This window comes from Affinundibacterium macrobrachii, assembly GCF_014652415.1.
Taxonomy (GTDB): domain Bacteria; phylum Pseudomonadota; class Gammaproteobacteria; order Burkholderiales; family Burkholderiaceae_D; genus Undibacterium; species Undibacterium macrobrachii.
Genome location: NZ_BMYT01000004.1, coordinates 74,009 through 95,447 on the forward strand (window position 1 = coordinate 74,009; position 21,439 = coordinate 95,447).

Below are 21,439 nucleotides of genomic sequence, written 5' to 3' on the forward strand. Positions count from 1 at the left end.
ATGATTGGCATGTATAGCGATGCAAATGCTAGAGCAGAATAAAAAATGTATAGGCGAGTTCAGTTGATCGAGTAAAGTAAAAGCTTAAGAAAAAGACACTCAAGGCGACTCTATTTAGAAATTTCAGCTGAAATGAGTTGACACTAGACGACTGGTCTAATATTATTCGCCCATGCAAACATCTTCAATCCCATCATCTCATCAACAAAGCGCACAGCAAGATACCCGTGAACGTATTTTGTCTACTGGGCAAGCTTTGATTTTGGGTAAAGGCTTTTCTGCGCTGGGATTAAGTGAGATTTTGAGTGCTGCCGCAGTGCCAAAAGGTTCCTTTTATCATTACTTTCAGTCAAAAGAAGGTTTTGGGGTGGCGATGTTGGAGCGCTATTTTGCCGATTACCAAATTCGTACTAACCAGATTTTGTTGAATGAAGCGGTGCCAGCGCGTGAACGCTTGATCAGTTACTTTGCGGTTTGGCAGCAGCAAGCTGAATCATCGGCATGTCATAAGCTGTGTTTAGCGGTCAAACTCGCAGCCGAAGTTTCAGATTTATCCGAGGCGATGCGCCTCGCTTTAACCGCAGGCATGCAAGGGATTACGCAGAAAATCGCGGTGGTTTTGCAAGAAGTGCAGCGTGATGGGCATATCTCTGCGGAAGTGAATACGGCTGAATTGGCAGAGTTTTTGTATGCGACTTGGGTCGGCGCTTCGCTGCTGAGTAAGGTGCATTTGCAGATGCGACCAATGGAAGTGGCGATGCAGCAGACCAAAAAGATTTTGGGTGTTTGAAGAACTGATTGCAATTGGCATCAGTTTTGGTAAGCGGTTTAAGGCAGTTTGCGGTAAAGATGAAATAAAAGAATTGTTGTGGGCATTTGCCCATTTTTTTGAAATTGTTTATAGACGACCGGTCTAATTTATTAAGCTTGGTATGTGAGTAATGCAAAGCTTTGGTAAGTGTGATCGGGATTTTTAAGGAAAAAAGATGTTAACGAAATTATTAAGCCCAGTAAAAGTTGGATCAATTGAACTTGCGAATCGTGTGATGATGGCGCCATTAACGCGCTCTCGTGCAGGTCAGCCAGGCGATGTACCACGCGCTTTGAACGTTGAATATTATGCGCAACGTGCTAGTGCTGGTTTGATCGTGACAGAAGCGAGCCAAATTTCTCGTCAAGGCCAAGGTTATGCATGGACGCCAGGAATTTACACTGATGCGCAAGAAGCTGGCTGGAAGCAAGTTGTCGATGCGGTACATGCAAAAAATGGACGAATTTCTTTGCAGCTGTGGCATGTGGGTCGTATTTCTCATAATTTATTGCAAGAGAACGACGCAGCGCCAGTTTCTGCATCGGCGATCACCGCTGAAAATTCTCAATGCTTTGTGATCCAAAAAGATGGCACGCCTGCGAATGTGCAAACTGCACAACCGCGCGCACTGGAATGGGCTGAAATGCCATCCATCATTGCGCAATATCGACAAGCTGCGCAGAGAGCGAAGCGAGCAGGTTTCGACTTTGTTGAGGTGCATGCAGCTAATGGTTATTTGCTACAACAATTTTTGGCAACGAATAGCAATCAGCGTACCGATGCCTACGGTGGCAGTATCGAGAATCGCGCCCGTTTAACTTTGGAAGCGGTTGATGCAGCGATTGCTGAGATGGGACCGGATCGGGTTGGTGTGCGTTTATCGCCAAACTTTATCGCACATGGCATCGCGGATACCGAAGCAGAAGCAAGTGCTTTGTACCTGGCGGCTGAATTTACCAAACGTGGTATCGCCTACTTGCATATCGCTGAACCCGATTGGGCTGGCGGTGCTGAGTTGTCACAAGAATTCCGTCAACAATTACGTGCAGCGTTTCCTGCAACCTTGATTTGCTGCGGTGGCTATACTGCTGAAGAAGCGGATGCCTTGATTCAAAATGGTCTAGCGGACGCAGTCGCGTTTGGTCGTCCTTATATCGCGAATCCAGATTTGGTGGAGCGCTTTGCTGCTGGTGCCGCGTTGAACGAAGCTGATCGCAGCACATTCTATGGTGGTGAAGAAAAAGGATATACCGATTATCCACGTATGTCCGCAGCCTAAAATAGAAGTTTCGTCTAATGTTCTTTTAGTTCTTGTCGCGTGATTTGTGCCATGATCTTGCTTGATCAAGCATGATTTGATCATCTGAGCTCAAACAAATTTTGTTTGAAAATGTGCAAATTCTCTCGATAAGAACATCATGGCTGTATTACAAATTCTAGGTAAAGCAAGCTCAATTAATGTACGCAAAGTCTTATGGACTTGTGCAGAAATTGGGCTTGAATTTGAGCTCACTGAATATGGCAGTGGCACAACAAATTCTGTGACGACACCAGAATTTCTTGCTTTAAATCCGAACGCGATGGTGCCGGTGATTCAAGATGCGGGACAAGTGTTGTGGGAATCGAATACGATTTGTCGCTATTTAGCTGCGCGTCACGGCCGTACAGATTTGCTGCCACACGATCCTATGGGCAGAGCGCAGGTTGAAAAGTGGATGGATTGGCAGGCAACTGAATTAAACAATGCTTGGCGCTATGCTTTTATGGCTTTGGTTCGGCATAGTCCTGCGCACAAAGATATTGCTGCGATTGAAAATAGTGTGCGCGAATGGAATCGTCACATGGAAATTGCTGATCGACAGCTACAAACAACTGGTGCATATTTATCTGGCGAACAATTTAGCTTGGCAGATGTTGTGTTCGGCTTGTCGTTAAATCGCTGGCGGGCAACGCCGATTCCGCATGCAAATCTGCCTGCACTACAAACCTATTTTGATCGACTGTGTACACGTCCAGCTTTCTTAAGCTACGGCGCGAATGGTATCGCTTAAAAATCACATACAGATTGCATAAACATTACTTCAACTTCTGTTAGTCGTGCGGCTGACAAGTGCTGCGGTATTGACGATTATGCGGGATAATCACAGCTCTTTTTTGTTTTTATAAAGCGCTTACGATTATGACTTTCGCCACTTGGTTCTCGTTTTTCTGTGCAGCCTGTTTGATTGCAATTTCGCCTGGTTCTGGCGCGATCTTGTCGATGTCGCATGGTCTGACGTATGGGGTAAAGCGCGCTAGTGTGACGATCTTGGGTTTGCAGTTGGGCTTGTTGCTGGTATTGGTAATTGCGGGCGCTGGTGTTGGATCATTGCTGCTGGCTTCTGAGACCGCATTTGGCATCGTCAAAATTCTGGGCGCTTTGTACCTGATTTATTTAGGCGTGACGCAATTCTTTAGTAAACCTCCAATCGCTACTGAGCGTACAGATCAAGCTACCGACCGCACGCATGTGCCAGATTTTCATCGACGTGTGCTGACAGGTTTTTTGACGAACGCTAGCAATCCCAAAGGTATCGTATTCATGGTGGCGGTATTGCCAAATTTTATTAATAGTCAAGCAGCTTTGATTCCGCAGTTAGCAATTTTGGCGGTGACCATGGTGGTGGTTGATACGACCGTAATGCATAGTTATGCGCTGTTGGCTTCTTCATTACAAAACTTGATGCGCGACGCCAAAGCGCAAGTACTGCAAAATCGTATTTTTGGTGCGGTACTGGTTTTGGTCGGCGCGAGCTTGTTTTTTGTGAAACGTGACGCTGCGGTGGCGGTTTGATTAGCATCGTTAAAGTGCGTTTATAGCTCATCTACAACGCTAACTCGATCACATTTTGTTGCTGGTTTGTCGCAAGATTTCCACTATTGCGCAGGCATGCAATTCACTCTTAAGAAAAACAGAAAATCTGGGATAATGATTGTTCATTGTTTCTTATGAATATCAATTTGCATGCGTTTTGAATCGACCATCGAAGAACCCGACCATATTAGCGATGCTGCTGTAGCCAATCGCCGTTTGTTTGGTGGCATTGTGGTTTCTTTGTTGGTGCATGCCATCGTCTTATCTTTGCAATTTGGTATTCCTGGTTTGGACTTCCCTAGTTTAGAAGCACCATGGAAAGAAAAGCGTACCGCGATGGACGCTTTGCAAGTGCAAATCGCCAGTCCCGCGCCAAAGGCACTGCCAGTTCCACCGACACCTGCGGTTACCAAGCCAGAGTTATTTAAATTACCAACACCGATCTTGCCAGCGCCAGTACCTAAGACTGTAATCGAGCCAAAGCCTAAGGCATCAGCGAAGCAAGAAACAAAGGGAATACAATTAGTCGCACCATTGGCTCAAGCGCCAACTCCGGTAGCTGAAGCGAAGCCGCAGAAAAAAAGTAAGTCAAAACCAAGTTCATCACCCCCACCTAGCGTTAAACGGGTACCGCCACCAGCACAAGCACCGACTCGCATCATTGCGCAAGATCTAATTGTGCATGATGACTTTGTCGTGCCTTTGACGAGTGAAGAAGATTTGCTGCGACAAGCAGAAGACAAAAAAGAAGTGAAGCAAAAAATCGAGGCGATTCCAGAAGATGCAATCATCGATAAAAATGCGGATTTAGAATTGCTCGCCGAGGAAAAACGGCAAGAAGAAATCAAACAGAAAAAAATTCAGCAAGAGAAAATTGCACAAGAGTTGAGCGAGAAGGCGAGTGCTGAAAAAGCCAGAGCAGAACAAGACAGAGTTGAAAAAGCACGCTTACGCGCTGAACAAAAAATACAGGCAGAATTAACGCAAAAGAATTTAGCCCAAGCAGCAGAGGAAAAGCTCAAGGCACAGATGGAGCAGCAAATGCAGCAACAAGCTGCGGAAATCAAGCGCCAACAAGCAGCCCAACTTGCGCAGCAACGCTTGCAAGCACAACGTGAACAAGCGGCAGCAGAAGAAGCATTAAGAGAAGCAAAGCGACAAGAATTGTTGACGCAAGAGACCTTAAAGCAAGAAGAACAAAGACGACAAGCAGAGCAAAAACGTTTGCGTCAACTCGCCTTGGAGCAAGAACAGCAAAAGCAAGAAGCTTTGGCGCAAGCGCAATTAAGGCAAAAGCAATTAGAAGAACAAGCTGAGCAAAAACGCGCATTAGAAATCGCTGAACGACAACGCCAGCAAGCAGAGGCTCAGCGTATTGAAGCACAACGTATCGAAGCACAACGCCAAGCACAAATTGCAGAACAAAAACTGGCCGAACAAAAAGCCTTGGAGCAAAAAATACAAGAGCAACGCTTGGCAGAACAACGCGCCGCTGAGCAAAAGATATTGGAGCAGAAATTAGCTGAACAAAAATTAGCGGAACAACGCTTGGCTGAGCAGCGACTTGCAGAGCAACGTGCTGCCGAACAAAAAGTACAAGCAGAAGCAGCCGCTCGCGCCAATGCAGAACGTGAAGCCGCTATCGCTGCGCGTCAAAACGCAGTTGGTAATAATCGTGATTCGCAGGGGCAGGGTAGAGGCGGCAATGGTAGTGATCAAACCGGAAAAAGTCTCGCCTCTGGCAATGGGCAAGGCGATCTCGCATCACGTTTACGCGAGCAAGCTCGTAATTCAGATTTGTTTAAGTCGGCACCATCGAATGGCAAATTGCTTGACGAAAATCGTTCACGTCGTCGTAGTTTTTTGGGCGCGTATGACAAAGAAGTTCCTCTACGCATGTATGTCGATGGCTTAAAACAAAAACTGGAACGTAATGGTAATCTGATTCATGAAAGACGTACCCTAAGTGATGTCGAGCACAACGTGTTGGTGAACATGGTGGTGCGCAGTGACGGCAGTATTGAAGAAGTAGTGATCGTGCGTAGTAGTGGTTTGAGATCGATAGACGAAAAAGCACGTAACATCATTATGACCAATGCACCATTTGCGGCATTTCCTCCTGGTTTGGCTGCAAAATATGATGTGATAGAAATTCAACGTGTTTGGAGTTTTGGCGATAAATTGCGTATTTTGGAAAATCTCCCATCGGCGTTTTGATGTTTGAATAATTCATTAATAACGCCAGTATTTTTTGTTATCAGTAAATCGAATCGATGCTAGCTGAAACAGGCAAGCGATAATGAAGCTAGAGTAACCTAGACCATATTGAGTAGCTTATGCATATCTTAATTACAGGCGGAACTGGATTAATTGGTCGTCGCTTATGCGCGGCACTCTTAGCGCGTGGAGAACAAGTGACGGTGTTGAGTCGTCGTCCGCACTTGGTGGCACAAATTTGCAGTGCTGCGGTGCGCACGATGCGCAGTCTCGACGAATGGACGCCAAGCATGCATTTTGATGCCGTCATCAATTTGGCAGGTGAACCTATCATTGATGCGCGTTGGACCACCAAGCGACGTCAAATTTTGCTCGATAGTCGAGTTGGGCTTACCGAAAAATTAGTAGAGAAAATTCAGCAAGCCCAAGTTAAGCCGCGTGTTTTATTGAGTGGCTCGGCGATTGGTTTTTATGGCACTGATGAGACGCAAAACTTCACAGAAGAAGCGGGCGCTGGACACGATTTTTCAGCTGATTTATGTATGCAATGGGAATTAGCCGCACAAGTTGCACAGACATTCGGTGTACGCGTGGTGCAATTGCGCACGGGCTTGGTACTGGATGAAACGGGCGGTGTATTGAAGAAAATGCTGCTGCCATTTCAACTGGGTTTAGGTAGCCAGCTAGGCAATGGACGACAATGGATGAGTTGGATACATCGCCAAGATTACCTACGCGCGGTGCTTCATTTGCTTGACGATGCAAGTGCGCAAGGCGCATTTAATTTGACTGCGCCAAACGCAGTGACCAATGCTGAATTTACTAAAATCTTAGCCAAAACTTTGCATCGTCCAGCTTTATTTGTTGCGCCCGCATTCGTATTGCGATTGGCGATGGGCGAGCGTTCTGATTTGCTTTTGGGTGGGCAAAGAGTACTGCCACAGAGTTTGTTGAACCAACAATTCCAATTTGAGTTTGCGGATTTAGCACCGGCCTTAGCAAACTTGTTGAAAGCTTCAAAGTAAAAGATATTTACACTTGAATAAGCAAGAACCACATAAGACAGGCGTAGCGAAGGCTGTAGCTGACCTAGCGGAAGTCGACGTGAATAACATAGAAGCAAATAGCATCGAAACAAAGCGTCCAATTTGCTCAATCTGTTTGCGTCCTATGCGTGCCTGTATTTGCGCTTGTGTAGAAGTGATCGCCTGCGCGACTGAGGTTTTGATTTTGCAGCATCCCGCCGAGCTTAAACATATCAAAGGAAGCGCGCGACTATTGCATATGTGTTTGCCACGAAGCGCGATCTGGGTAGACGAGCAGTTCGATGAGGAGCAATTGCAGCAACGCCTAGCGCAAGACAATAAAACCAATATCTTGTTGTATCCAGATAATTCGATTGCGAGTGGAGTAATTGATTCGTTCAACACGAAAAGCAAAAAGGGAACTGGCTGTACTAAACCTATTCGCTTAATCGTGATCGACGCTAGTTGGCGGCAAAGTCGCCAGATACTCGCGCAAAATCCTTTGCTGCAAAGCTTGCCACGTTATGCCTTAAAGGATGTCCCTAACTCGCGTTATCAAATACGTCGCGCTCATGCGCCCGATCAATTATCTAGCTTAGAAGCCTGTGCCTACGCATTGATGCAGTTAGAAAGTACCAATGAAGAATTGCGGCGATTATTGACTGCGTTTGATCGATTGAATCAAATGCAGCTGGAATTTGGCGTACATAATTTAGTTCGTACAAAAAAATAGCGCCAGATGCATCTACTGAATCTGGCGCCGCGTTATTACTCGCTTGCTTGATGTACTAGTCGCTTATAGCGCCACGTTGATAAGCGCATTACCAATTCCGATTAAAGCAGAACCAGCTAATAATCCGGCTGCGACAGCTTGCATGCCATCAACCCAAACTTTATGGCCGAGACTTTCTTTGGGGCTGGTTTTATGTTTTCTTTCCATCAGCCAGAACACAAAAGCACCTACCCACATCGTGAATACCGCTTCAGGTGGAAGTACGACACCCAAGCCTATCGAAATGGCAGAAATTGGGAACTTGCCTTTACTGATGATGCTGGCGGTTTCAAATACCACCGCCGCGATTGCCGCCACGATAATCGAGATAATTGCGCTATGCGATAAATTGCTAAAACCATGTCCGATTAATTCGGCAACGCCTTTCCATTGCATTGCGGCAGGGAAGGCGAACTGGTCAGACACGATTTTTGCCGTATCTCTGACGCCATTCGCATCAGCAGGCAAGAACAATAAGAAGTAGACAGGGATACACGCCAAGGTGCCCGAGAAAATCCCTATCACATGACCTAGCACTTGGTGCCTTGGTTTACCGCCAAGCATGTAGCCAGGTTTTATGTCAGACAATAAGCTGGCTGCACTAGAAGCGACTTCTGCCGACATACCGGCTGGAATCAAGTTGGTAGCGGGATTACTACGGTCCAAAGCTCCCATGGAGAATTGCGTGATTTTTGATAAACCACTGGTTGGAATCCATGAGGTCAAGGCCATAGAATTAATGCAGATCACTGTTAGCAGATAAACCAAAGCGAGGGAAATAAATGCGAACATCCAAGGCACACCAAAGAAACTATGGGTAGCCCAAACACCCAGTAAACTAAAGATAGGCACACCAATATATGAAATCCATAAGGGGACTTCGATATGTGCCAACACATCTTGGGTAGTATCTGGCTTGGCTTCTTTCTTGAATAGGCGAGACCAGCCTTTAAAAATTTCTGGCTTGGCGAATAAGCTGATTAAAGCGGCGACCACCATGATCACGATGCCCCACCACAAAGACCATTGATTCAAAATTTCTACGCGTGATAGGGGCACGATTTGTCCATCTAAACCAACGCGCGGTGCGATCTCACCACGATTGATCATGATCGGGCCAAGAATTGCAAAATTGAGGATGGCGCCAATTAAGCAACTGGTCGCAACACGAATCCCCATTAGTGCCCCTACACCCAACATTGCCGCGTCGAGCGTCAATCGTAAACCTAAGGTGCGGAAATCGACGCCTAAGATTTTTGGTATCCACAATTCATATTTCACCGCCGCCAAATAGTAATAGGTGTCGAGGCGTTCTTTTAAATGCCAAGGTTCTGTTAAGCCTGCCCATTGATCCATGCGGAGGATTTTAAATTGGATCAACTTCATCCAACCGTCACTCAAGATGACTTGTAAGGCAGCAGTCCATAAACCGACTTTTGCTAATAATTTGGCTTTAAACAAACCGCTCTGTGCATCGCCGTTGTACAACGTGTCGAGTACCACACCACAAGCATTGCCTTCGGGGAAGGGGAGTTGATCTTCATTGATAAAGCGACGTTTGAGCGGGAAGGCGAGCAGAACACCCAAGATCGCAATAATCACCATCCAAATCAACATCTGCCACCAGCTTGGAATGATCTTAGTAATCATCATGTAAGCAGGCAAACAAGCGACCAAGGGCATCGTCATATAGCCAGCAGACGTAGCGATCGACTGGGTGCAATTGTTTTCAAGGATGGTGAAGTTATTGGCGAGTCCAATGTTTTCTAAGGCTTTGAATAAACCAAAAGCCAAAATCACCGAGATCAGATTCACCCCAATCGAGATGCCAGTTTTTGCGCCGATATACAAGGCGGTTGCTGATAGGATGCCGCCAAGTAAAAAGCCAGTCAAACCAGAGCGCCAACTTAACTGCGCCATATCACCGCGATAGACATTATTTAGCCACCATTGATCTTTTTGGTGACGCGACCAAGATTTAACTTGCTCTTCATTAAGCTGTTGAATCGCCACTGGTATCTCCACGTTTTTATTGTCCGAGAAGTATCTAGGGCTGTTATTGTGCTGTCAAGAAATTCAAGCAAGATTTTGGAAGATTCAAACAATTTTTGAAAAACTTTAAAGCATTTAAAAAGCAACTATAAAGCGAGTTGAGCGCAAACTTGAAAGCACACTTGTACGATTTAACTAGTAGATAGCAGCATCCTTACTTCACATCCGTGCACCGACCAGGTCACCAACATTCTCACCAATATACTCACCAACATTCTCATACAGAATCACTTATCGACGCGCCAATAAAAAAGCCTCGTTACCGAAGTAACGAGGCTTTGCACAACAGAACGTAGAACGCGGGGTTCTGGTTCGGTTACGGCAAATTACATCATGCCGCCCATACCACCCATGCCGCCCATATCGTGACCACCCATGCCGCCAGCAGCTGGTTTGTCTTCTGGTAATTCTGCAACCAATGCGTCGGTTGTCAAAATCAAGCCAGCAACAGAAGCCGCGTTTTGCAATGCAGAGCGTGTTACTTTAGCTGGATCGAGAATACCCATTTCGATCATGTCGCCGTAAGTGTCGTTCGCTGCATTGAAGCCGTAGTTACCAGAACCACCAACTACTGCATTGATCACAACACTTGCTTCGCCACCAGCATTAGCAACGATTTCACGCAATGGTGCTTCGATTGCTTTCAACACCAACTTGATACCTGCGTCTTGATCAGCATTGTCGCCTTTGATCACGCCAGCTGCTGCACGAGCACGCAACAGAGCAACGCCACCACCAGGAACTACACCTTCTTCAACCGCAGCACGTGTTGCATGCAATGCGTCTTCTACGCGTGCTTTTTTCTCTTTCATTTCAACTTCAGTAGCCGCACCCACTTTGATCACTGCAACACCGCCAGCCAATTTCGCTACGCGTTCTTGCAATTTTTCACGATCGTAGTCAGATGTCGCTTCTTCGATCTGTGCACGGATTTGTTTTACACGTGCTTCGATGTTGATCGCTTGGCCTGCGCCGTCGATTACTGTGGTGTTTTCTTTGCCGATTTCTACGCGTTTTGCTTGACCCAAATCTTGCAAAGTTGCTTTTTCCAAAGTCAAACCAACTTCTTCAGCGATCACGTTACCGCCTGTCAAAATCGCGATATCTTCCAACATCGCTTTACGACGATCACCGAAACCAGGTGCTTTAACAGCTGCTGTTTTCAAGATGCCACGGATGTTGTTCACAACCAAAGTTGCCAATGCTTCGCCATCTACGTCTTCTGCGATGATCAATAATGGACGACCTGCTTTTGCTACTTGTTCCAATACTGGGAGCAAGTCACGGATGTTGGAGATCTTCTTGTCGAACAACAAGATGAATGGGTTTTCCAAAATCACAGATTGTTTTTCTGGATTATTGATGAAGTATGGAGACAAGTAACCGCGGTCAAATTGCATACCTTCTACGATATCCAATTCGTTGTCCAAAGACTTACCGTCTTCAACTGTGATCACGCCTTCTTTGCCCACTTTGTCCATTGCTTTAGCAATGATGTCACCGATGTTTTGGTCAGAGTTTGCAGAGATAGAACCGACTTGTGCGATTTCTTTGTTTGTTGCTGTTGGGCGAGACAAAGTTTTGATTTCAGCGACCAATGCTGTCACTGCTTTGTCGATACCGCGTTTCAAATCTGTTGGGTTGAAACCCGCTGCAACATATTTGAAGCCTTCGCGAACGATTGCTTGTGCCAATACTGTCGCTGTTGTTGTGCCGTCACCAGCGTTGTCAGAAGTGCGAGAAGCAACTTCTTTCACCAATTGTGCACCCATGTTTTCGAGTTTGTCTTTCAACTCGATTTCTTTTGCAACAGACACACCGTCTTTAGTTACTGTAGGTGCGCCATAAGAGCGTTCCAACACAACGTTACGACCTTTAGGGCCCAAAGTTACTTTAACTGCATTCGCCAAAACGTTAACACCGTTAACCACTTTTGCACGTGCGTCATCGCCAAATACGACTTGTTTAGCTGCCATGTTTATATTCTCCGAATAAGGATGAAATTCTGAATTTGTTTTTGAATCCGCGCAAAAGGAAGCGCAAATTCGATAAATAAATACCGTGTAAAGAAGGTATGAGTAAGCGTAGCGAGCAGTTGAAGCTTGAGTCGAGAAGCGTAATCGTACAAGAGTACGATGAGCATCGCAGGCTCAAGATTCGGCTGCGCAGTAGCTTAGTCGTACCTTATTTTTGGACGATTGCGAAGATGTCTTCTTCGCGCATTACGAGCACTTCATTGCCATCAACTTTGACAGCTTGACCAGAATATTTACCGAACAATACGCGGTCACCCACTTTCACTTCCAAAGCGCGCACAGTACCGTTGTCTAATACTTTGCCGTTACCTACAGCCAGTACTTCACCTTGATCTGGTTTCTCAGCTGCCGCGTCAGGCAAAACGATACCGGATGCTGTTTTTGTTTCTTGATCCAAACGTTTAACGATAATGCGATCGTGCAGGGGACGAAGATTCATACTAACTCCTAAAAAAATTACAAAAGTAAAATTACCAAAGTAAATAAAATTGCAAAATAAATGACTTAAACCTATCCAGCTTTGCTCGACTAAGTACGTCCAGCGCACTAAGTAAGAACAGCGCAAGTCTTTTCAAGTCTTATTTCGCTAAAAAAATCTTGCTAGAGGAAACTACCAACAAGCTTACAAAGATCATTGTTAGCACTCTCTCTCGCTGAGTGCTAATTATATGGGCGGGGTGGGGCTTTTTCAAGGAAGAAAGTTGAAAATAGCGGTTTTATTTTAAAAATCAGAGGCTTAGCAAAGTTTTTTTAATATGACTTTTACGATTGTCTTCGCGAATAATGAGATTAGTGATCAGCACTCTAATTTCATAAGATGCATTTTTATGCTTACTTTGATTTGAATTGGCGATGTATCGTAGATCGATCATCGCTTGCAAAGATAGCGATATCAATTACCGTAAAATCACATTGAATGAGAGTAAATGAACTCTTCGAAACTAGCTCCACCAATAGAGCAGATTGAAAAGCACTTTCTTATCTAAAGTAGTTGGCGCTTTTGTTTGGTAATGTAGGCAAGTAGATTAAGACAAACCTAAATTGTCGAGCGGGCTGCGCACACCTCCAGCAATCTTCAGTACATGCGTATAGATCATGGTAGTGCTCACATCGCTGTGTCCGAGCAAATCTTGTACAGTGCGAATATCACAGCCGCTTTGTAGAAGATGTGTCGCAAAACTATGTCTTAATGTGTGTGGAGTAGCTGGTTTATGACACGCATTCTTCTTTAGTGCGAATTGAAACGCACGTCGAAAAGTCTGCGGATAAAGATGGTGTCGGCGTACTATGCCAGAGCGAGGATCTGTTGATAAAGTTTGCTGTGGGAACACCCAAAACCAAGCCCAACTCTGATCAGCACGAGGATACTTTTTGGCTAATGCGAACGGCATATCAACGCCAGGTAACTGATCGCGTCTGTCGATTTCCCAAATTACATGCACACGAGCTAATTGTTCGCGTAAAGCTGTTACAAGGCTTTGCGGCAACATCACGACGCGATCTTTCGCTCCTTTCGCATCGCGAATGAGTATCGCACCATGATCAAATTCCAAATCTTTTACCCGCAATCGTGCCGCTTCCATAATACGCATACCTGTTCCATACAATAGTTTGGCAAAAAGACCAAAGATGATATTACTGGAATCTAAAACTTGAATTGCTTGTTGCACTTCAAGTTTTGTCAGGATAACAGGTAGATGCCTTTTTTCCTTAGGGCGGCCAATTTCCGTCAGCCATGGCAATTCCACTTTCAAGACTTCCTTATACAAATACAGAATGGCGCTCAGCGCTTGTCGATGTGTCGAGGAAGAGATGTTGCGCTCGTTGACCAACATAGACAAAAATGCCTCCACCTCAGGTGCCCCCATCTCTTTCGGATGTTTTAAACCTGACCACCGTATAAAGAAGCGTATCCAATATACATACAGCTTTTCGGTAGCAAGGCTGTAATGTTTATAACGCAAGCTCTGACGAACTTGATCTAACAACCGAGGTGCTTTTGACTCCATTTTTGGCTCCCTTGTTATACTGTATATTTATACAGTATAACAAAAAAGAACTAATAAATATAAGCCTTTCGAGCAAGTTGAAACTTCGTTGCTAAATTTATATAAATATGTTAACTTCGGTTTTTTCACTTTAAAACAAGTTCCCTGGAAATAGAGAGCTAGTGTGTAAATTTGGGTAACCAAATATAGTACACAATAACTGTATGTTTATACAGCTCGAAAAAAATGCTATTTAGTGAAGCGATGAACACCAGCGCGAATAACGACAAGTCGTTGATTCGGACAGGCGATCATCGCTTCAGGTATAAAGCATTTGAACGGGCAAAATTTTGGAGAGTTCGNTGCAGTCTAAGAAATGGATCACGAATATATCATTCACTTAGTAAATCCTAGTTCGCGCCCGCCCTTCTACTTGGTTGCTGATCGTTTGTGGGGAATTGGTTGCAATATCGATTCCGATGGCGATAGCATCGTGCCTGAGGATACGGAATGGACCGAACTTTACTTGCGCCTCCGAGGCGGGTCTGAGTTTGACGAAGTCAACATAGGTCCAATTTCTGACAATCCGCTAATTCTTGCTGTTCGTTCTCCATCAAAATTTCTTTGCGAAAATACTGCAGCGTTTCTTCAAACTATTTCGGGAGGCTCAATTGAAAAGATCGCATAACATAGCGGTCGATCGGATCGCCGATGGCTCCCGCTCACCTCAACGTTAAGCGGCAGACCGACATGACATCGCAGGTTGAAAAATTCGCAACAGTGGCTGCACAGTTCTGCGAGTGGGCCGAGGGCGGTTCGCTTTCACCAGAAAGGGAGGCGCAAATTGCACATCAATTCTTATGCGACCTCTCTCAACTCGCCCTGCAACTCCCGCCCGAGTTTGGTGAGGAAGAGCCGGCCGAAATCACATACGAAACTTGGCACAGCATCTACCGTCGCTTCGGCTCACTACCGTTCAATTACTACTCGCACTGCTTTGACCCGCAGGAAGTGCCGAACGATGCGACAACAGCTGATTTGGCAGATGACCTCGCTGACATATGGCGCGATCTCAAGGGTGGCCTTTCGCTTTTCAGGTCTGGACATGTACAGGCAGCCGTCTGGGAGTGGAAGCAGAGCTATTGGCAACATTGGGGGCGTCATGCTGCGGGTGGAATTTATGCCTTGCACTGTTGGCTTGCAGAGCATCGCGATGTTGTCGCTTAACAAGACGGCCGATAGTGACGCCGTGCTATTGTTCACCTTTCGTGCAAGCTGCAACGTGCGGCGCACATCACTTTTGCGTTAAGCAATCATAGAGGAAAGAGCATGGGAGCATGGGCGGTAGGAAATTTTGAAAATGATGATGCGCTTGATTGGGTTTCTGACATTATCGAATCATCTGGAATAGAAAAGCTTTTATTCCCTATAAACTCAGTTCTATCAAATCAAGAATATTTAGAATCATCAATCTGTTCTGAGGCTTTAGTTTCAATTGAAATAATATCTGCATATAAGAACGCTGATTTCTCAAATGTTCCTGAAGAAGTAAAAATCTGGTTGTCTACGAAAAAAGGGTTTCTCTTCGGAAAGAAGCCCGAATTTACTTCAACTCATATAAAGCTCGCAAAGCAGGCGCTTGAGAAAATTACTTCGTCATCTGAGCTGAAAGAGCTCTGGAAAGATTCTGAGCACTTTGAAGAGTGGTGTGGTATTCAAAATAAACTCGGTCAGTCGCTAGAAAATGCTTAACAATGCGTTCCAGCGCCGTTCCGCTTCGCTCCACTGGACAGCTTTTAAGTCGCATTTTTGTGGTTTTGCTGCGCAAAAGTATTCCACAAAACCGCACCTTAAAAGCTGCCGCTGAACTTAACGTTACACGGAGTAAAAAAATGAAACCTCTCTGGCTGCTATTGACTCTAACTTGCCTTAATGGTTTTGCGAGTGCAGAAACGCCTTTAAATTTGACTCTCTACAAAAGTCCGTCTGCGGAAAAAGAATCCATTAGCGTACATCTTGAAAACATAACAAACAGTCCAGTGCAATTTAAGTCACTATCGCTCCAACAGTTTATTAATAACGAATGGGTTTTATTTATCTATGATATATCTTGTCCTTGTTTGGCAAAATGTAATGCAGTGACTACTGTTGTAGAGCCAAAAAATAGTTTAAGTTTGGATTTTAATTTTAGTAAATTGGGGTGCGGTAAGGTTGAAAAGGGAAGGAAATACAGAGCAATTGCCCAAGGCGCTTGGAATAACGAAAATAGTGCTAGAGTTTTTCTAGGAAAATCAGAACCATTTGTGGTAAATCAGTAAAGTGTAACAAGTCGCTGAAGCATCATTCGCTTCGCTCCTTGGACAGTTTTTAAGTCGCAGTTTTGTGGTTTTGCTGCGCAAAAATATTCCACAAAACTACAACTTAAAAACTGCCGCTTAGCTCGGCGTTAGAGTTCATATGCCCGCTTGTATTTTACGCATTTCAGGATCAACCATCAAAATCAAACGGTTACTTCGCGATTCTTCTTTGGAGCCATCGAAGGTGTATTTTCGCGGCGACCCTGGGTTTCCTAAAAGCCGCGGCCCAGTCGAAAATTCGGGGTTTAATATCGTACTCTCTGGATCACATGGAGGGGCTATCGAGAAGCAAGCACGTGAAGCACTTTCTTATATTCGGAAACATAAAAATGATCTGATGTTGATTAAGTCAATGAAGTTCAAATTTTCGGTTATTGATTTTGGCCTCTATGATTTGGCGACTGAAGATCGGCCATGGCCAAGTTATCGACTGCCCGCAGCTTTCATAGAAGCAGCAGGTGAATTGGGATTTGAAATTACTCTCTCTTTCTATGGTGCTCCGTAAAATGCACTCTAACTTGACGGCCGATAGTGACGTCGTGGTACTGTTTGCCCCTTGTGCAAGCCCTAGTTCGCGGCGTACATCACTTTTTCATTAGAGCTCAATATGTCAGACACACCAAAGACACAAGTAGAGATCCAAAATAAGCTAAATTTTTTGCGCACACTTAGGTTTGTTTGTCTTTTTCCATGGCTCGTCACCTTTCTCTTTGCCGCTAGCTTTTTGGTGCTTCCGTTGGAATTCAAACAAGCGGTTCTGCCAATTTTCCGTTTCTTTTTTTTCTGGGCTTTTGTTGGGTTCTTTCTCAGTTTCTTTATGCACTCATATCTTTGTCCAAGATGTGGCATGAAATTTCACGTCAAACGCTATGGCACTGGTTTTTTTTCGCCCCATGTGCATAACATTTTCTCAAAAAAATGCTTAAACTGCGGACTCAAACTCGACGGAAGCAATTTATGAGTTCTAGTTTCAGCTTCGTAAGGGAAGCGACAGTTCGTATAATTTTAATTTTTGTGGGTTTGTTTTCGCGTATTTCAATTCAACATTAAATCAGTATGCCAGCAGCACATTTTGCCAAGAATGGCTTCATCTTGCTTCAGGACGTCTTAACAGGGGAGCAGGTGGCAGAGCTTGTCGAGTTCTGTTCGGTCTCGCAAGAAGGTAGGGCGGGCGATCGTGAAGTGTTGGCTGAGGAGTGGCGTAGGAGTTTGGCTGCGCAATTGCGAAGCTTACTCGTGGCTCAGTCCCTTATGCCGGAAGACTATGTTGCTATCCAATGAATTTTGTTCGAGAAATCAGCCTCTAGAAACTGGCTGGTGGGCTTGCACCAGGACTTGAGTGTGCCGGTATTGCCTGAATGTGTGGATCTGAGTTGGTCGGGTTACTCTCTCAAGGCCGGTGGCACGTTCGTGCACGCTTCAGAATCCTTGCTCGCAAACCTTGTAGCCGTGCGAGTTCATCTTGATCGTTGTGAGGATGATGACGGGCCGCTTTGTGTTGTGCCTGGGTCGCATGGTTTGGGACGTTTGAACGTGGCACAGTCGTTGAGCATTCGTGAGCGTAATGGCTTGGTTCGATGTCTGGCGGATATTGGCGATGTGCTTGTGATGCGACCTACTCTACTGCATTCATCGTCGAAATCTCGAGGATCTAGCCGACGCAGAGTATTACACTTTTTATTTGCCCCCAAGTTTAATTCCGATGGTTTGATTTGGAATTTCGCGGTCTAACTTGCCTAAGTTAAACACGTAATAAATCTAAGAAGTTAATTGATGAGCGGTATGGATTCGTCTCGCAGTTAGATAACTTGAGCTTAATGCGAAATTGTTACGTATTGGTTTTCTTCGACGAATAACATTTTTACAGAAAGCTTGATTGTCACGTTATATGAAAAAATGAAATTTGTTGTACGGGATATTTCGAGACCTTGTTAGATAGTGATTGCAGCAAATTAGTGGACGTTTAAATTGTTGATTTGAGAGTTTCTAAATTTAGGATAGACGATGAATGTGTTAGTGGTAATTGATATGCAAAAAGCTTTGTTTGAAACACCTCGCTTTAAGCAGGACTTGGTCATTTCAAATATTAATCAGTTGATAGATGCTACGCGCTCGTCGGGTGGCAAGGTAATTCATGTTCAACACAATGGTGATGCGGCAGAAGGTCTTGAAGAAGGTAGTGAGGGTTGGCAAATTCATGTGGATATAGCACAACAAGTGACAGATACTTTTGTACACAAGACTTTGTGCGATGCATTTTATAAAACTAATTTGTTGAATCAAATACTCGCGCTTGATGCTCAGCGCGTTATTTTTTGTGGAGCAGCTACCGATTTTTGTGTTGATACGACAGTACGATCTGCGGTGAGCCATCAGTTGCCAGTGATAGTTGCCGCAGATGCGCATACAACTGGCGACAGACCGCATTTGAAAGCTGATGCGATTGTCGAGCACCATAATTGGGTTTGGACGAATCTAATTACTTCTGAATCAGAGATTGTCGTTGCCGATACCAAGACCATTATTGCGAACTATCTCAGTAATATCTAGTCTCATTCGTAGTAGATTAATATTGATTGATCTAGGTATTCATGATTTGCGTGACCATTAGGTATATTTATGACGAGATCTTGTTTTAGTTTGATCGCTTGAATTGAATCACTTGATTAAGGGAAAGCTCATATGCGCATGATTGTTTTGTGTACCGCTTGTTGTATCGCACTGTTTTCAAAAAATGTGGCGGCGCAAGTTGAAGGCATTCAGACCTCAGCAGCGTTGACTGAGGCGCATACGATTATTGGAATGCAATACTTTGTGGTTGGGACTTTAGCCAAAGAGTGTCAGACCTTGTTGAATAAGCCAGAGTCGTATGTCAAAGAAACCCAAACCGCTTGGTTAGGACGCAATGCGAAATTTGTTGATGCTCTAACTAAGTACCAAAATGCCTTGTTTGCCGAGATTGCATCTAAGCGTGGCAAGGATGGTTTGGAGAGTGAGAAAAAACAATATCGCGATATCGTGGTGGCGCAAGGGTCTGCGATTGTTCAACAATTTTTTTCAAAAGGCGACAAACTCGTTCAGTGCCAAAAAGCCGTTGATGGCTTGGCATCTGCTTATTTTGATATCACTCCGCAGTTCCCACTTTATGCCGAGGCAATGGCTTTGGTTCAAGCTACGTCGCGCTGACTTGTTCATGCTCTAAGGCGCTTCGCTGTGCGTTTTCTGATTTTTATACGACTGCACCTTGGTGCGTCGGCACTGCACTTAAATTAAATTGATTTATTGCTGTTTTAAATTAATGCTTTTGTAGCTTATTATATTTATTAATTTAAATTTGTTTTTAAATTTGGTTATTGATTTTTTCTTAGCTTAGTTGGTTTAAAAACGCAGTAGCCGTGATTGGGATCAGAGATGAAAGCAGCAATGTACGAAAGATATGGCGCGCCAGAGGTAGTTCAGATTAGAGAAATTCCGCGACCGCAACCAAAGGCAAATGAAGTGTTGATTAAAGTGTTGGCGAGCACGGTGACTTCTGCTGATTGGCGCGTTCGTAGTCTGACTGTGCCGGCTGGATTTGGATGGATTATGCGTTTGGTGTTTGGCATAACAAAACCAAAGCAGCCTATTCTCGGTTCTGAATTAGCGGGTGTGATTGAATTGGTTGGAAGTAATGTAAGCAATTTTAAAGTAGGTGACCATGTCTTTGCGTTTAGTGACGCGGCATTGGGTTGTCATGCCGAGTACAAGTGCATGCCACACACTGGATTGATTGCCTTGAAGCCAGTGAACTGTAGTTACGATGAGGCTGCTGCGCTCTCATTTGGCGGCACAACTGCTTTGGATTTCTTGCGACGTGCGAAGCTACAAGCTGGCGAAAAAGTTCTTGTGAATGGCGCGTCGGGCTGTGTTGGTAGCGCAGTCGTACAATTGGCTAAACATTTTGGTGCAAATGTCACTGCGGTATGTAGCGGCGCAAATGTGGAATTGCTCAAGTCGATAGGCGCAGATCATGTCATCGACTATACCCAACAAGATTTTACTAATCATGCGCAGACCTATGATGTGATTGTCGATACGGTAGGGACGGCGCCATACGCTCGCTGCAAGGATTCGCTGACTGATAATGGACGTTTGCTATTGGTGCTGGCTGGATTAACCGACATGCTCGGCGCTTCGCTCGTTTCGCTGCGTAGTCGAAAAAAAGTTATCGCCGGACCAGTGACTTCTCGCGTAGAAGACTTGCGATTTTTAGCCGAACTAGCAGAGGCAGGCAAATTCAAACCCGTGATTGATAAGCGTATTCCGTTTGAACAGATTGTCGAAGCACATCGTCATGTTGACTCTGGTCATAAGCGCGGCAATCTTGTGCTGACTTTTTCACATAATCGATGAAATATTAGCTGCTGTTGGATCGATTGTTAGTTAATCTTCTCGCTAATTTTGGTGAACTTGATTTTGCGATTTCTTGATTCGGCACATTCGTGCATCCTTGCGTTAATAAATTCGCTCATTCGCGTGTGTATATGAAAAGTCAAATTCGCTTTGTAATGCATCCAAATGACGAAGCTGATTTCTTCAGCAAATGTCTTGCAAGTTCAGATATTTTTTTAATTGATGGACCTCGTTGGCAAGCGCCTAATCCTAAGGTGCATCAATCATTAGCAGATATCAACGGAAACTATTGTATCGTGTGGTCAAATCAAGATGCGGATAGATTGCAATCGCGATACGTACATGAGTGTGGTGATTGGTATTGCGATTCAGAGTTTCTTACTATTCAGTTCTTACGTTCACAGTTAATCGATCAGGTGCTTACAGAAGGGCGCCTTGCCGTATCTACTTCTGGTGCAAATGAAGCCCAAACCAAAGCCTTGAGTCAACGATTTAAGTTATATTCAAGCTACCTTAAACGTGAATACAGCAATGCGATCATTGAATGGTTTAATCCAAATTTGCCGGAGAGTTCTCTCGGTTTGAATGTCTCTGCGAATCCAACTAAGCCAGATTTGCAAGTTTGGGTTGGTCCGCATGCACGTAATTGGATGCTTCGAGATGCACGACATCGTATAAAACAATTCCGTTCTTCCGTAGTCGAAGCGCGATTAGTCATGCAAAGCTAGTTTACCCTCATGTTGAGTTTGGGCTGTGAGTGCTCAGTGATTACTAAGTGGCTTTGAGCGGTTAGCCACGTCGATGTATTTGTCCATAGAATGAGGTGGCAAATTGGCGAAACAATTTTGCTAGATTGCGTTAAACTCTCTTCGACATCAGCAAGCCGGATTGATAGTCCAGCGCAATAAAGTCGCATGCAGATTATCTCTTTATCG

23 protein-coding genes are annotated in these 21,439 nt (G+C 44.7%); 18 read left to right on the plus strand and 5 right to left on the minus strand.

Features of this window, described 5'->3' with window-relative positions; translation table 11 throughout:
• Positions 1–172 precede the first annotated feature (172 nt).
• The 7 genes from IE103_RS12345 to IE103_RS12375 all read left to right on the plus strand — a co-directional run bounded on the left by IE103_RS12345 (position 173) and on the right by IE103_RS12375 (position 7,640).
• Complete coding sequence (locus tag IE103_RS12345) at positions 173–790, plus strand: TetR/AcrR family transcriptional regulator (RefSeq protein ID WP_189346440.1); 618 nt, start codon at positions 173–175, stop codon at positions 788–790.
• 196 nt (positions 791–986) lie between these two features.
• Positions 987–2,090 carry an alkene reductase gene (locus IE103_RS12350; RefSeq protein ID WP_189346441.1) on the plus strand — a complete coding sequence of 368 codons (1,104 nt, stop codon included), beginning with the start codon at positions 987–989 and terminating at the stop codon, positions 2,088–2,090.
• A gap of 139 nt (positions 2,091–2,229) precedes the next feature.
• Positions 2,230–2,862 carry a glutathione S-transferase family protein gene (locus IE103_RS12355; protein WP_189346442.1) on the plus strand — a complete coding sequence of 211 codons (633 nt, stop codon included), beginning with the start codon at positions 2,230–2,232 and terminating at the stop codon, positions 2,860–2,862.
• Between the two features lie 128 nt (positions 2,863–2,990).
• A complete protein-coding gene (locus IE103_RS12360) occupies positions 2,991–3,644 on the plus strand; it encodes a LysE family translocator (RefSeq protein WP_189346443.1) in 654 nt (217 codons plus the stop codon).
• Between the two features lie 171 nt (positions 3,645–3,815).
• Positions 3,816–5,882 (plus strand): energy transducer TonB, encoded by a 2,067-nt coding sequence (locus IE103_RS12365; RefSeq protein ID WP_189346444.1) that lies wholly within the window; start codon positions 3,816–3,818, stop codon positions 5,880–5,882.
• A 119-nt stretch (positions 5,883–6,001) separates the two neighbouring features.
• The gene (locus IE103_RS12370; protein WP_189346445.1) at positions 6,002–6,907 is read left to right on the plus strand and encodes a TIGR01777 family oxidoreductase; all 906 of its coding nucleotides are present in this window, start codon (positions 6,002–6,004) and stop codon (positions 6,905–6,907) included.
• Between the two features lie 13 nt (positions 6,908–6,920).
• The gene (locus IE103_RS12375) at positions 6,921–7,640 is read left to right on the plus strand and encodes a tRNA-uridine aminocarboxypropyltransferase (protein ID WP_189346446.1); all 720 of its coding nucleotides are present in this window, start codon (positions 6,921–6,923) and stop codon (positions 7,638–7,640) included.
• 63 nt (positions 7,641–7,703) lie between these two features.
• On the opposite strand, the gene IE103_RS12380 is transcribed toward IE103_RS12375, so the two are convergent.
• The 4 genes from IE103_RS12380 to IE103_RS12395 all read right to left on the minus strand — a co-directional run bounded on the left by IE103_RS12380 (position 7,704) and on the right by IE103_RS12395 (position 13,776).
• Entirely contained in the window at positions 7,704–9,692 is a 1,989-nt protein-coding gene (locus IE103_RS12380; protein ID WP_189346447.1) for an OPT family oligopeptide transporter, read from the minus strand.
• A gap of 365 nt (positions 9,693–10,057) precedes the next feature.
• Positions 10,058–11,707 carry a chaperonin GroEL gene (groL, locus tag IE103_RS12385; RefSeq protein ID WP_189346448.1) on the minus strand — a complete coding sequence of 550 codons (1,650 nt, stop codon included), beginning with the start codon at positions 11,705–11,707 and terminating at the stop codon, positions 10,058–10,060.
• Positions 11,708–11,915: 208 nt separating this feature from the next.
• Complete coding sequence (groES, locus tag IE103_RS12390; RefSeq protein WP_189346449.1) at positions 11,916–12,206, minus strand: co-chaperone GroES; 291 nt, start codon at positions 12,204–12,206, stop codon at positions 11,916–11,918.
• A gap of 586 nt (positions 12,207–12,792) precedes the next feature.
• Complete coding sequence (locus IE103_RS12395) at positions 12,793–13,776, minus strand: integron integrase (RefSeq protein ID WP_189346450.1); 984 nt, start codon at positions 13,774–13,776, stop codon at positions 12,793–12,795.
• 355 nt (positions 13,777–14,131) lie between these two features.
• Here IE103_RS12395 and IE103_RS12400 point away from each other — a divergent pair, with 355 nt between their 5' ends.
• The 5 genes from IE103_RS12400 to IE103_RS12420 all read left to right on the plus strand — a co-directional run bounded on the left by IE103_RS12400 (position 14,132) and on the right by IE103_RS12420 (position 16,617).
• Positions 14,132–14,443, plus strand: coding sequence for a hypothetical protein (locus IE103_RS12400; protein WP_189346451.1), 312 nt, complete (start codon positions 14,132–14,134; stop codon positions 14,441–14,443).
• Between the two features lie 23 nt (positions 14,444–14,466).
• A complete protein-coding gene (locus IE103_RS12405) occupies positions 14,467–14,982 on the plus strand; it encodes a DUF5063 domain-containing protein (protein ID WP_189346452.1) in 516 nt (171 codons plus the stop codon).
• A 102-nt stretch (positions 14,983–15,084) separates the two neighbouring features.
• A complete protein-coding gene (locus IE103_RS12410; protein WP_189346453.1) occupies positions 15,085–15,507 on the plus strand; it encodes a DUF4259 domain-containing protein in 423 nt (140 codons plus the stop codon).
• A 2-nt stretch (positions 15,508–15,509) separates the two neighbouring features.
• Positions 15,510–16,073 carry a hypothetical protein gene (locus IE103_RS12415; RefSeq protein ID WP_189346454.1) on the plus strand — a complete coding sequence of 188 codons (564 nt, stop codon included), beginning with the start codon at positions 15,510–15,512 and terminating at the stop codon, positions 16,071–16,073.
• A gap of 139 nt (positions 16,074–16,212) precedes the next feature.
• Complete coding sequence (locus IE103_RS12420) at positions 16,213–16,617, plus strand: hypothetical protein (RefSeq protein ID WP_189346455.1); 405 nt, start codon at positions 16,213–16,215, stop codon at positions 16,615–16,617.
• A 144-nt stretch (positions 16,618–16,761) separates the two neighbouring features.
• Here IE103_RS12420 and IE103_RS12425 read toward each other — a convergent pair whose 3' ends face one another.
• Positions 16,762–16,935: a hypothetical protein gene (locus IE103_RS12425; RefSeq protein ID WP_189346456.1), complete on the minus strand. Its 174-nt coding sequence runs from the start codon at positions 16,933–16,935 to the stop codon at positions 16,762–16,764.
• A 299-nt stretch (positions 16,936–17,234) separates the two neighbouring features.
• Between IE103_RS12425 and IE103_RS12430 the strand changes: the two genes are divergently transcribed.
• From IE103_RS12430 to IE103_RS12455, 6 genes are all read left to right on the plus strand, one after another.
• The gene (locus tag IE103_RS12430) at positions 17,235–17,393 is read left to right on the plus strand and encodes a hypothetical protein (RefSeq protein WP_189346457.1); all 159 of its coding nucleotides are present in this window, start codon (positions 17,235–17,237) and stop codon (positions 17,391–17,393) included.
• 36 nt (positions 17,394–17,429) lie between these two features.
• The gene (locus IE103_RS12435) at positions 17,430–17,843 is read left to right on the plus strand and encodes a phytanoyl-CoA dioxygenase family protein (protein WP_189346458.1); all 414 of its coding nucleotides are present in this window, start codon (positions 17,430–17,432) and stop codon (positions 17,841–17,843) included.
• Between the two features lie 273 nt (positions 17,844–18,116).
• Entirely contained in the window at positions 18,117–18,662 is a 546-nt protein-coding gene (locus tag IE103_RS12440) for an isochorismatase family protein (protein ID WP_189346459.1), read from the plus strand.
• Positions 18,663–18,794: 132 nt separating this feature from the next.
• Positions 18,795–19,298 (plus strand): hypothetical protein, encoded by a 504-nt coding sequence (locus IE103_RS12445; protein WP_189346460.1) that lies wholly within the window; start codon positions 18,795–18,797, stop codon positions 19,296–19,298.
• Between the two features lie 225 nt (positions 19,299–19,523).
• Positions 19,524–20,504: an NAD(P)-dependent alcohol dehydrogenase gene (locus IE103_RS12450; protein WP_189346461.1), complete on the plus strand. Its 981-nt coding sequence runs from the start codon at positions 19,524–19,526 to the stop codon at positions 20,502–20,504.
• Positions 20,505–20,635: 131 nt separating this feature from the next.
• A complete protein-coding gene (locus IE103_RS12455) occupies positions 20,636–21,232 on the plus strand; it encodes a hypothetical protein (protein ID WP_189346462.1) in 597 nt (198 codons plus the stop codon).
• Positions 21,233–21,439: the final 207 nt, after the last annotated feature.